This is a genomic window from Micromonospora sp. WMMD980 (assembly GCF_029626035.1).
GTDB lineage: Bacteria > Actinomycetota > Actinomycetes > Mycobacteriales > Micromonosporaceae > Micromonospora.
The window spans coordinates 6,328,216-6,339,719 of record NZ_JARUBE010000003.1 but is presented as its reverse complement, the minus strand read 5'-3'; the positions used below and the strand labels follow the sequence as shown (position 1 = coordinate 6,339,719).

The following is an 11,504-nucleotide window of genomic DNA, read 5'->3' as shown; positions in this document are numbered from 1 at the left end:
GGGGTGCCCGGACGCGTCGAGCACCACGGGGAGAGGAAAGAACGCGTGACGAGACGACGCCTGCTCGGCCTGGCCGCCCTCATGGCGGCACTGCTGTTCGCCGGCGGCACGGTGGTGACCACCCGGCTGGTCGGCAACCACGCGCCGACCCGGGCCGCCGCGCCGGCCACCTCGTCACCCGGCTCGCCCACCCCGGCGCCGACCAGCGCCAGCCCCACCCCGCCGCCCGGCGCCGACCTGACCGGCCCGCTCAACCTGATGCTCGTCGGCGTCGACACCCGGGTCAGCATCCCCGGCTGGGAGCCGCACGCCGACGCCGTGCTGGTGCTGCACGTGCCCGCCGGGCTGGACCGCGCGTACCTGTTCTCGCTCCCCCGCGACCTGGTGGTCGACATCCCGGCCTTCCCCAAGGCCCACTACCCGGGCGGGAAGACGAAGCTCACCCACGCGATGAGCTACGGCAGCCGGGTGCCGGGCGACAAGGCCCACCCCAGCACCGCCCAGGGGTACGAGCTGCTGCGCGCCACCGTCTCCCGCTACACCGGGCTGCGCATCGACGCCGGCGCGGTGATCACCTTCGGCGGCTTCGACAAGCTGGTGGACACGCTCGGCGGCGTCGACCTCTACGTCGACCAGAAGGTTTCCTCCCGGCACCGCCGGCCGGACGGAAAGATGCGACCGCTGGGCGGCGGCGGCTACACCGGGCCGCAGATGGTCTACCAGAAGGGCGACCGGCACCTGGTCGGCTGGCAGGCGCTCGACTACGCCCGGCAGCGCTACACCGCCGGCGGCGACTACACCCGGCAGCGGCACCAGCAGCAGCTCATCCGCGCGCTGGCCGGCAAGCTCCTCGGCCAGGGCACGCCCCGCGACCCGCAGCGGGTCGAGCAGGTGGTCGCCGCGCTCGGCAAGACCCTGGTGTACGTCGGCGGCGGCCGAAAGCTGATCGACTTCGCGTACGCCCTGGGCGGTATGCCGGCGGACCGGATCACCCTGGTCGGGCTGCCCGGCACCGGGGTGGGCAGCGGCGGGTCCTACCGCGGCGAGCAACTCCAGCAGGCGGGCCGCGACTTCCTCGCCGCGTTGCGCGGTGGCAAGGTCGACGCCTACCTGGCCGCCCACCCTTCCCTGCGTGTCAAGACCTGAGGTGTTAGCAGGGGCCCCCTGTTATGCAGAATGCGTTAACAAGGGGCCCCGCCTTACTTCGCTTTGGGGAGGGCGGGCCGCTCGGTGCCGAACAGCCAGGCGTCGAAGAGCTTGTCCAGCTTCCTCCCGGACACCCGCTCCGCCAGCGCCACGAAGTCGGCGGTGGTGGCGTTGCCGTTCTTCCGCTCCGCCGCCCAGGTCTTCAGGATGGTGAAGAACGCGGTGTCGCCCACCGCCACCCGCAACGCGTGCACGGTCATCGCGCCCCGGTCGTAGACCGAGCTGCCGAAGAGGTTCTCCACCCCCGGCTTGCCCGGCGGCGTCCGCCAGACCAGCCCGGACGCGGCCGCGTACGTCTGCTCGAACGTACGCTGGACGGTCGACGACCCGCTGTGCTCGGCCCACAGCCACTCCGCGTACGTGGCCAGCCCCTCGTTGAGCCAGATGTCCTGCCAGCGCTGGATCGAGACGCTGTCGCCGTACCACTGGTGGGCCAGCTCGTGCGCCACCACGTCGGTGTTGTCGCCCCGCCGGAAGAAGCTGGCGGCGTAGACCGGCCGGACCTGCGTCTCCAGCGCGTACCGGATCCGGTCGTCGGCGACCACCACACCGCCGTACGCGTCGAACGGGTAGGGCCCGAAGATGCTCTCCAGGTAGTCGGCGACCTCGACGGTGCGGGCGATCGAGCGGTCCGGCGCGCCGCCCTCGGGTAGCTGCGCGGCGACCGCGCTGAAGACCGGCCGTCCCTTGTGCTCGGCGGTGGTGACCCGGAACTTCCCGATCGCCACCATGCTCAGGTAGCTGGCCATCGGCGAGCCCTCCGCCCAGCGCCAGGTGGTCCAGTCGCCGGCCGTCGACTTTCCCTTCGGCACGCCGTTGGAGACCGCGGTGAGTCCCTTCGGCACGGTGACCTCGATGTCGTAGGTGGCCTTGTCCGACGGGTGGTCGTTGACCGGGAACCAGGTGCTCGCCGACTCCGGCTGGCCGAGCGCGATCGCCCCGTCGGCGGTGTGCAGCCAACCGCCCGCGCCCAGCGCCTCGGTGCTCAGGGCCGCCGGCCTGCCGTCGTACCGGATCTCGGTGACGAAGCCGTTGCCCGAGGTGAGGCCGGTGGCCGGCGTGACGACCAGCTCGTCGTCGGCGCGGGCGTGCCGGGCCGCGACGCCGTCCACGGTGACCGCGCGGACCGTCAGCCCGGCCAGGTCCAGGTTGAACGCGGACAGGTCGGTGGTCGCGGTGGCCCGCACCGTGGTGGTGCCGGTCAGCTTGTCGGTGGCCGGGTCGTAGCGCACCTTGATCGTGTAGTTCGCGACGTCGTAGCCGCCGTTGCCGTAGCTCGGGAAGTAGCTGTCGCCGGCACCGGCCGCGCCGGGCGCGAAGCTGCGGCTCGCCGTCGGTCCGGGTTCGCTGGGCGCCGCCGCGCTCCGGTCCGGCTCGGCCGATCCGCAGCCGGCCAGCAGCAGCGTCCCGCAGGCCAGCAGCCCGAGCCGTCGTCGTCCGCCGCGCCGCGCCATCGCCTCGATCCCTCCCGGGGCCCGAACGGCGGCCCTGCCCGCGGGCCGTTCCGCCCGCGGCAGCCTACCGACTGTCGATCACGTCCGCGTCACGGCCGGCCCGACCGCCGGCCGCCCGGCCCGGTGTCACGGCGACCGCCGGGTCCGGGCACAGCGGCGTCACGGCAGACCCGGCGGCGTCGCGCCGATCAGCCAGGCGTCGAGCAGCGCGCGCAGCGGCCGGCCGGCGGCCCGCTCCGCGTAGCCGACGAAGTCCGCGGTCGTGGCGTTGCCGTCGCGGCGCTCGGCCAACCACCCGCGCAGGACGCGGTAGAACGCCTCGTCGCCGAGCGCCCGGCGCAGCGCGTGCACCGCGAGGGCGCCCCGCTGGTAGACCGCGTCGCCGAACATCCCGGCCCGACCCGGGTCCACCGACGGCTTCGACCAGTCGGTGGCGGCGTAGCGGTCGGCGACGGTCCGCGCCACGCTCCGCCCGCCGTCGTGTTCGGCCCAGAGCCATTCGGCGTACGTGGCGAAGCCCTCGTTGAGCCAGATGTCGCTCCACCGGGCCACCGACACGCTGTCGCCGAACCACTGGTGGGCCAGCTCGTGCGCGACCACCTCGGTGTTCGGCCGGCCGCCCCGGAAGAAGCCGGGCCCGTAGACCGGGCGGGTCTGGGTCTCCAGCGCGTACCGGATCCGGTCGTCGGCGACCGCGACGCCCCCGTACGCGTCGAACGGGTACGGCCCGAAGCGCGCGGCCAGGAAGTCGGCGACCTCGCCGGTGCGGGCCACCGACGCGGCGGCCGGACCGTCCGCGGGCAGCGCCGCGGCGACGGCGGTGACGAGTGGCTTGCCGGCGTGCGTGCCGCTGGTGACCCGGTAGTCGCCGATCACCAGCGTGGTCAGGTAGCTGGCCATCGGCGAGCGTTCCGACCAGCGCCAGGTGGTCCGGCCGCCGGCGCTGGTCCTCCCCTGGGGCACGCCGTTGGAGATCGCGGCGAGCCCGTCCGGCACGGTGACCGCCACGTCGTAGGTGGCCTTGTCCGACGGGTGGTCGTTGACCGGGTACCAGGTGCTCGCCGACTCCGGCTGGCCGAGCGCGATCGCCCCGTCCGGCGTGTGGTGGAACCCGCCGTCGCCCAGCTCGGCGACGGGCAGCGGGCGGGGCACCCCGCCGTACGCCACCTCGACGGTGAACCGTTTCCCGGCCGGCAGCCCGCGCGCCGGGGTGACGACGAGTTCCGCGCCGTCGTGCCGGTGCGTCGCCGGCTCGCCGTCGACCCGGACCCGGTCCACGGTGAGACCGGCCAGGTCGAGCTGGAACCGCGACAGCGCCCGGGTGGCGGTGACGGTTAGCGTGGCGGTGCCGGTGAGCCGGTCGTCCGCCGGCTCGTAGCGGACGTCCAACGCGTAGTGCGCGACGTCGTAGCCGCCGTTGCCGGCCCCCGGCACGTACGGGTCACCGGCGTCCGCCGCCCCCGCCCGGAAGCCGCCCGCACCCTCGCCGCCCTCGCCCGTGCATCCGCCGGCCGCGAGCGCCACCGCCAGCACGCCCGCCGTCCAGACCCGTCTCCACGCCATCCATCGACCCTAGGCCGCGCGACGGTGTCGACCACGCCGGTCGCGGCGAAACGGTGGCCGCGACCGGCGTGGCCCGACTCGACGCGGGAGGGCGTTCAGCGGTCCAGGACCAGGCCGACCTTCTGGAACTCCTTGAGGTCGCGGTAGCCGCACTTGGCCATCGCGCGGCGCAGGCCGCCGAACAGGTTGAGCTGGCCGTCCGGCTCGTCGGCGGGGCCGAACAGCAGCCGCTGCATCGAGCCGATCGGCTCGCCGGCCACCTCGAACGCGCCCCGGGGCAGCGACGGGTGGCTGGCCGCGGAGTGCCACCAGGCGCCGCCGGCCGGGGCCTCGTCGCAGAGCGAGAGCGGCTCGCCGAGCATCACCGCGTCCGCGCCGCAGCCGAGCGCCTTGGCGATGTCGCCGGAGGTCTGCATGTCGCCGTCGGCGATCAGGTGCACGTACCGGCCGCCGGTCTCGTCGAGGTAGTCGCGGCGGGCCGCGGCGGCGTCGGCGATGGCGGTGGCCATCGGCACCCGGATGCCGAGCACCGACTCGGTGGTCGACCAGTCGTCACCGCCGATGCCCACGATCACGCCGGCCGCGCCGGTACGCATCAGGTGCAGCGCGGTCTTGTAGTCGGTGCAGCCGCCGACGATGACCGGCAGGTCGAGGTCGGCGATGAACTCCTTGAGGTTCAGCGGCTCGTCGGTGGTGGAGACGTGCTCGGCGGAGACGAGCGTGCCCTGGATGACCAGGATGTCCACGCCCGCGTCGAGGATCACCGGGGCCAGCGCCAGGGTGTGCTGCGGCGAGACCCGGACGGCCACCGTGCCGTCGCCGGCCCGCAGCTCGCGGACCCGCTCGGCGATCAGGTCGGGGCGGATCGGCTCGGCGTAGACCTCCTGGAGGCGCTTGGTGGCCCGGGCGTCCTCGCCGAGGCCGGCCAGCTCCTCCAGGATCTTGGTGGGATTCTCGTAGCGGGTCCAGAGGCCCTCGACGTTGAGCACGCCGAGGCCGCCCAGCTCGCCCAGGCGCACCGCGGAGGCGGGGCTCATGGTCGCGTCCGAGGGGTGCGCGACGCAGGGGATGCCGAACGGGTAGGCGTCGAGCTGCCACGCGGTGGAGACGTCGTCGACGTCCCGGGTGCGGCGGCTCGGCACGATGGCGATGTCGTCCAGGTGGTAACCGCGCTGCGCGGTCTTGCCCAGCCCGATCTCGACCACGTCACGCATGGGGACTCCAGTTGTGTTCGGGGGTGGAGGGAGAGGTCAGCGGGTGTGGTAGTTGGGCGCCTCGACGGTCATCTGGATGTCGTGCGGGTGGCTCTCCTTGAGCCCGGCCGCGGTGATCCGGATGAGCTGCCCACGCTCGTGCAGCTCGGCGATGCTCTCCGCGCCCGCGTAGCCCATGGCGAGTCGCAGTCCGCCGGTGAGCTGGTGCGCGACCTGGGCGAGCGGGCCACGGTAGGGCACCTGACCCTCGACGCCCTCGGGGACCAGCTTCTCGTCGTTGGTGACGTCCTGCTGGAAGTAGCGGTCCTTGGAGTACGACTTGACCTGGCCGCGGGACTGCATCGCGCCGAGCGAGCCCATCCCCCGGTACGCCTTGTACTGCTTGCCGTTGACGAAGATCAGCTCGCCGGGGCTCTCCTCGCAGCCGGCCAGCAGGCTGCCGAGCATCACCGTGTCGGCGCCGGCCACCAGCGCCTTGGCGATGTCGCCGGAGTATTGGATGCCGCCGTCGCCGATCACCGGCACGCCGGCCGGGCGGGCGGCCCGGGCCGCCTCCATGATCGCGGTGATCTGCGGCACGCCCACCCCGGCCACGATCCGGGTGGTGCAGATGGCGCCCGGCCCGACGCCCACCTTGACGCCGTCGGCGCCGGCGTCGACCAGCGCCTTCGCGCCCGCGTACGTGGCGATGTTGCCGCCCACGATGTCGATGGTCACGTCCCGCTTGAGCCGGGCCACCATCTCCAGCACGGCCCGCTGGTGGCCGTGCGCGGTGTCCACGATCAGCACGTCGACGCCGGCGTCGACGAGCGTGCGCGCCCGCTTGTACGAGTCCTCGCCCACGCCGATCGCGGCGGCGACCCGGAGCCGGCCGGCCTCGTCCTTGGTGGCGTCCGGGTACTGCTCGCTCTTGGTGAAGTCCTTGACCGTGATCAGGCCGCGCAGCGCGCCCGTCCCGTCGACGATCGGCAGCTTCTCCACCTTGTGCCGGCGCAGCAGGTCGAGCGCGTCGTCCTTGCTCACCCCGACCGAAGCGGTGATCAGGGGGGTGCGGGTCATGATGTCGCGGACCGGCGTGGCCGGGTCGGAGACGAAGCGCATGTCGCGGTTGGTCACGATGCCGACCAACTGGCCCTGCCCGTCGACCACCGGGACGCCGGAGATGCGGTAGCGGCCGCAGAGCGCGTCCACGTCGCGGAGCGTGTCGTCCGGGCTGGCCGTCACCGGGTTGGTGATCATGCCGGACTCGGAGCGCTTCACCAGGTCGACCTGGAGCGCCTGGTCCTCGACGGAGAGGTTGCGGTGCAGCACGCCGATGCCGCCCTGGCGGGCCATGGCGATCGCCATCCGACCCTCGGTGACGGTGTCCATGGCACTGGAGAGCAGCGGCACGGTCAGCTCGATGTTGCGGGTGAGCCGGGTGCGGGTGTTGACCCGGCTGGGCACGACGTCCGACTCGCCGGGCTGCAGGAGCACGTCGTCGAAGGTCAGCCCGAGCGGCACCACCCGGGCGGAGCCGGCCGGCAGCTCGGGCAGATGGCCGCCCAGCTCGCCGCCGTCGAGGCCGGTCGGGGTTTCGGTGCTGGGCGAATTCTCCACGATTGCTCCCCTGAGCTGGTCGAACGGGCTGCAGCGAGGCGGCGCGCGCGGGCACCGGCGCGCACCGGAGTGACGGCGCGTCGCCTCATCGTACCCACTGGCCCGGTCGGTCCCGGGCAGCGGCGGGCCCGGGGTAGGCCGGGCCACAGCGCGGCCGGGGGCGGGCTTTCCGGCGGCGCGGGGTCTACGGTGAGAGGGTGCACGACGAGCCCATCGACCCGTTCAACGGCGACCCGGCCGATCCGGCTGCCGGCCTGCACGACTCCGGCGAGGAGGAGACGCTCGACCCGCTGACCGAGGTCGAGCGGCAGGACGTCCTGGAGGATCTCGCTGATCTGGAGATCTACCAGGCCCTGCTCCAGCCGATCGGGGTGCGGGGCCTGGTGATCGAGTGCGAGGACTGCCGCGAGCCGCACTACTTCGACTGGGACCTGCTCCGGGGCAACCTGCGCCACCTGCTCAACTCGGGGCGTCCCCGGGTGCACGAGCCGGCCTTCGACCCCGACCCTGACCACTACGTGAGCTGGGACTACGCCCGCGGCTACGCCGACGGCGTGCACGACACGCTCACCGAGGGCACGGACGACGCCGCTCAGGAGTGACCCGACCGGCGCTCAGGCGACCAGGCCGGCCCGGAAACCGGCGGCCACCGCGTGCGCCCGGTCGCGCGCGCCGAGCTTGCGGAACAGCCGCCGGGCGTGTGTCTTGACGGTGTCCTCGGAGACGAACAGCTCCCGCCCGATCTCCGCGTTGCTCTTGCCCTCCGCCATACCGAGCAGCACCTGAAGCTCACGCTCGGTGAGCCCGATCGCGCTGCGCGGCGTCCGCGCCGGGCGCTGGCCGGGGCTCGGCTGGGGCGCATCCGACCCCTCCGCCGCCGGGTCGTTGGCGTCCTCGCCCCGCTGCACCGGCACCATCGTGGGCAGGCCCGCGGCATCCACCGGCGCCGCCGCCGGCCAGCCCGGCCCGCCCGGGGTACGCCCCGGCGCGGTGGCCCGGGTCGGCCCGCCGACCGCCGCCGCGTCCCGGGCGGTGTCGGCCACCCGGTGCCGGTTGGCCCGACCCGGTGCGGAGAGCAGCAGCAGCGCCTTGGCCACCGCGCTGGTCAGGTCGTGGTCGGCGTTCTGGATCAGCCCGCGCGCACCCGCGCTGATGGTGGCCGCCGCCGACTCCGACTCCTCGACACCGAGCAGCAGCACCGCGGCCTGCGGCGCGCGGGCGAGCACCCGCCGCACGAAGCCGGCGCTGTCCGGCCGGGTCAGGGCGGTGTCGGCCAGCACCACGTCGACCGGGCGCTCGGCCAGCCGCAACATCACCTCGGGATCGGAGACGGCCGTCCGGACGACGCCGGACAGCCCGAGCCGCGCCGCTGCGGAGGTCAGATGCTGGGCCGCCAATGGTGTCCGTACGCATACAAGAACGCTACGCACTGTGGTCTCCTCTCCGCCTCAGAGCAGACCACGTGCGGGTGGGGTCGGGAGGGGGTTCCGAGCAATCATCCGAACTTTTCCGACAGATAGGGCATATGCCCCCGACTGTCCGAGCTTTTCGATCACAGATGTGTGAGCCGGGGACGGCTCGGGTACCGAACCGTTCATCCGGAACCGGCATCCCGCGCGGACCGCCGCCCGGTAGCTGGCCACGAACATTCTCCGCGGTGCCGCGCGGGAGGAGGGGTGCTCATGTCGAACGTACGTAGGCTGCCTGGACCCATCGTCGACCTCTGGGACTGGCAGCGGCTCGGAGCGTGCCGGGGCCGCGACAGCGCCCAGTTCTTCCACCCGGACGGCGAGCGCGGCTCGTCCCGACTGCGTCGCGAGACCGGCGCCAAGACGGTCTGCGGCACCTGCCCGGTGCGCGCCGAGTGCGCCGCCCACGCCCTCGCCGTCCGCGAGCCGTACGGCGTCTGGGGCGGGTTCAGCGAGTCCGAGCGACTGCGGCTGCTCGCCCTCGGCTGGGAGGACGCGGCCGACCGCCGGCAGTCCCGGGTGGACATCGCCCGGCTGGAGGCACGCCTCGGCCGCGCGCACAAGACCGCCGTCCCCGACCAGCGCAAGGTCGCCTGACCCGCTCGCTTCCCGACGCTGTGCCCCGACCCGGGGCACAGCGTCGTGTCACGTCCGTGCCCTGGTCCCGCCACCCGACACCGTCGCCGCCGGGCATGGGCCGGATTCCCCGCGACCGGCTTGTCGCGCTGACGTCCCGAACGACTCGAGCCGGGACCGGACGAACCCTCGGAGCCGCCTGTCGAGCTGACGGCACCAACAACTCAAGCCAGGACCCGGCGAACAATCAGGGCAGCCTGTCGAGCTGACGTCACCAACAACTCAAGCCCCAGGATCGGGCGAACCCTCGGAACGGCCCGGAGATGAGCCACGGCCGGGGCGCTCGCCGCTTCCGGTCCCGAGTCCGGGCGCCGGAGCCCGCTGCCAAGCCTCGACGGTCGGGACGGCGCCTGAGTCGCTTCTGACATCAGCTCGAAAGGCGCTCCGAAGGGCGGCACCGACCGCACGTCCCCCGGCCCGCCAGCGCGCCGACCACCGGGCCACACCGCCGGCCGGTGTGGCCCTGGAGGCCGGTGTCGGCACGCGCCCTCCGCGCACCCTCCGCCCGACTCTTCGGCTCGGGCGCCTCGACCTGGTCGGGCGGCGGTCAGGCCACGGTCACCGTGACGGTGTGCCAGCCGGTCGCGCCGTCCGGGGCGACCGGGCTGCGCTGCTCCGGCTGCGTCTCGCCGGCGGCGTCGGTGGCGCGCACCTGGAGGCGGTGCTCGCCCGGGGTGGCGTCCCAGCGCCACGACCACTGGACCCAGGTGTCCGACGACACCGCCGGGGCGAGCGTCGCCTCCCGCCACGGACCGCCGTCGACGCGTACCTCGACGTGGCGGACGCCACGGTGCTGCGCCCACGCCACGCCGGCGACCGTCACCGGGCCGGCGGCCGGGCGGCTACGGGCGCGGGGCGTGTCGATCCGCGACTGCGTCTTGATCGGGCCCTCGGCGGACCAGCCGCGCGGCACCCAGTACGCGTCGAAGTCGGCGAAACTGGTCAGCTCCAGCTCGGTCAGCCACTTGCACGCCGAGACGTACCCGTAGAGGCCGGGCACCACCATCCGCACCGGGAAACCGTGCTCCACCGGCAGCGGCTCGCCGTTCATCCCGACTGCGAGCAGCGCGTCCCGCCCGTCGCGCAACGCCGACGTGGGGGCGCCGCAGGTCCAGCCGTCGGCCGCCCGCCCGACCACCTGGTCCGCGCCCTCCTCCGGCCCGGCCTCGTCGAGCAGGCCCTTGAGCGGTACGCCGAGCCAGCGGGCGTTGCCGATCAGGTCGCCGCCGACCTCGTTGGAGACGCACGCGAGCGTCACGTAACGCTCGACCATCGGCCGGGCCAGCAGATCGTCGAAGCTCAGCTCGATCGGGTTGCGGACCCGGCCGTGGATGCGCAGCTTCCAGGTGACCGGGTCCACCTGCGGGACCACCAGCGCGGTGTCGATCCGGTAGAACTCCCGGTTCGGGGTGACGTACGGGGCGAGCCGGGGCAGCGACAGGTCCGCCCCGGTCGGCACCTGCGGGGCGGGACCGGCGGGCGCGGGCAACGTCACCGCCTTCCGGGCCGCCGAGACGCCGCGCCGGCCGGCCAGCCAGTGCCCGCCGAGGCCGGCCACCGCCGCCGCGCCGGTCAGCAGGCCGGCACCGCGCAGGAACCGGCGGCGCGACTCCTGGTCACCTCCGCTCTCCGACGGCTCCCAACCACCCGGCTTCTCCTCCTCGCGGGCGAGCGCGGCGACCATCGGCGGCGGCGTCGGTCCGGGAGGCGACACCGGCTCCGGGTCGCCCGGGTGCGGTGCGGGCCCCGGTCGCGTCGCCGTCGCAGCAGTGACACCCGAGGACGTCGCGGAGCCGGCCGGGGCGCGGTCCGCGCGCAGCGGGCCGGCCACGAAGGCCCAGAGGGTCAGCCCACCGAGGCCGGCACCGACCAGCGAGGGCAGCGCGTCGAACGCGTCCGCGCCGGGCCGGGTCAGCGCGGCGGTCACGCCGAGCGCGGCGAACGCGGCGATGCCGGCCAGGCCGAACGCCAGGCGTCGGGCCGCCGCCAGGCCGAGCAGCGCCGCGAAGCCGGCCAGCAGCAGCGCCGTACCGACCAGCAGGGCGATCTTGTCGTACGTGCCGAAGACGTCGATGGCGAACTGCTTGAGCGCCTCGGGTACCAGGTCGACCACGAGGCCGCCGACGGCGATCAGGGGGGCGGACCGGGGGCCGGTCAGGACGGCCACCGGTTCGGCGACGCCGAGCGCCACCGCGGCGGCGACGACACCGGAAAGTGCCGCGTGGCGGCGGGAGATCGGGCTCACCCGGCCCAGTGTGGTCGACCGGTCGGCCCGACCGCCAATCTCGTCAGCGTTCCGTAAGGCGGATACGTGTCAGGGCACACCGCCGGGTGGCGGTGTGCCCTGACGTCGGGCCGTGCTC

The 11,504-nt window shown here is 74.1% G+C and carries 9 protein-coding genes; 3 read left to right on the top strand and 6 right to left on the bottom strand.

Features of this window, described 5'->3' with window-relative positions:
- The first annotated feature begins 45 nt into the window (after positions 1-45).
- Positions 46-1,146 carry an LCP family protein gene (locus O7618_RS30080; protein WP_278109505.1) on the top strand — a complete coding sequence of 367 codons (1,101 nt, stop codon included), beginning with the start codon at positions 46-48 and terminating at the stop codon, positions 1,144-1,146.
- 53 nt (positions 1,147-1,199) lie between these two features.
- On the opposite strand, the gene O7618_RS30075 is transcribed toward O7618_RS30080, so the two are convergent.
- The 4 genes from O7618_RS30075 to guaB form a co-directional block, all read right to left on the bottom strand.
- Positions 1,200-2,660, bottom strand: a complete 1,461-nt coding sequence (locus O7618_RS30075) for a M1 family metallopeptidase (RefSeq protein WP_278109504.1) — start codon at positions 2,658-2,660, stop codon at positions 1,200-1,202.
- A gap of 159 nt (positions 2,661-2,819) precedes the next feature.
- Positions 2,820-4,223 (bottom strand): M1 family metallopeptidase, encoded by a 1,404-nt coding sequence (locus tag O7618_RS30070; RefSeq protein WP_278109503.1) that lies wholly within the window; start codon positions 4,221-4,223, stop codon positions 2,820-2,822.
- Between the two features lie 95 nt (positions 4,224-4,318).
- Positions 4,319-5,437 carry a GuaB3 family IMP dehydrogenase-related protein gene (locus O7618_RS30065; RefSeq protein ID WP_278109502.1) on the bottom strand — a complete coding sequence of 373 codons (1,119 nt, stop codon included), beginning with the start codon at positions 5,435-5,437 and terminating at the stop codon, positions 4,319-4,321.
- 36 nt (positions 5,438-5,473) lie between these two features.
- On the bottom strand, positions 5,474-7,036 hold the full coding sequence (gene guaB / locus O7618_RS30060) for an IMP dehydrogenase (RefSeq protein ID WP_278109501.1): 1,563 nt from the start codon (positions 7,034-7,036) through the stop codon (positions 5,474-5,476).
- Between the two features lie 197 nt (positions 7,037-7,233).
- Between guaB and O7618_RS30055 the strand changes: the two genes are divergently transcribed.
- Positions 7,234-7,638, top strand: a complete 405-nt coding sequence (locus O7618_RS30055; RefSeq protein ID WP_278109500.1) for a DUF5319 domain-containing protein — start codon at positions 7,234-7,236, stop codon at positions 7,636-7,638.
- Between the two features lie 12 nt (positions 7,639-7,650).
- Here O7618_RS30055 and O7618_RS30050 read toward each other — a convergent pair whose 3' ends face one another.
- Positions 7,651-8,466 (bottom strand): response regulator transcription factor, encoded by an 816-nt coding sequence (locus tag O7618_RS30050; RefSeq protein ID WP_278109499.1) that lies wholly within the window; start codon positions 8,464-8,466, stop codon positions 7,651-7,653.
- 252 nt (positions 8,467-8,718) lie between these two features.
- Between O7618_RS30050 and O7618_RS30045 the strand changes: the two genes are divergently transcribed.
- On the top strand, positions 8,719-9,102 hold the full coding sequence (locus O7618_RS30045; protein ID WP_278109498.1) for a WhiB family transcriptional regulator: 384 nt from the start codon (positions 8,719-8,721) through the stop codon (positions 9,100-9,102).
- Positions 9,103-9,688: 586 nt separating this feature from the next.
- On the opposite strand, the gene O7618_RS30040 is transcribed toward O7618_RS30045, so the two are convergent.
- Positions 9,689-11,386, bottom strand: coding sequence for a sulfite oxidase (locus tag O7618_RS30040; RefSeq protein WP_278109497.1), 1,698 nt, complete (start codon positions 11,384-11,386; stop codon positions 9,689-9,691).
- Positions 11,387-11,504 lie beyond the last annotated feature (118 nt).

Bases quoted from the DNA above. Each gene is read 5' to 3' on its own strand.
- O7618_RS30075 (WP_278109504.1), bottom strand. From the start codon at position 2,660: ATGGCGCGGCGCGGCGGACGACGACGGCTCGGGCTGCTGGCCTGCGGG.
- O7618_RS30070 (WP_278109503.1), bottom strand. From the start codon at position 4,223: ATGGCGTGGAGACGGGTCTGGACGGCGGGCGTGCTGGCGGTGGCGCTC.
- O7618_RS30065 (WP_278109502.1), bottom strand. From the start codon at position 5,437: ATGCGTGACGTGGTCGAGATCGGGCTGGGCAAGACCGCGCAGCGCGGT.
- O7618_RS30045 (WP_278109498.1), top strand. From the start codon at position 8,719: ATGTCGAACGTACGTAGGCTGCCTGGACCCATCGTCGACCTCTGGGAC.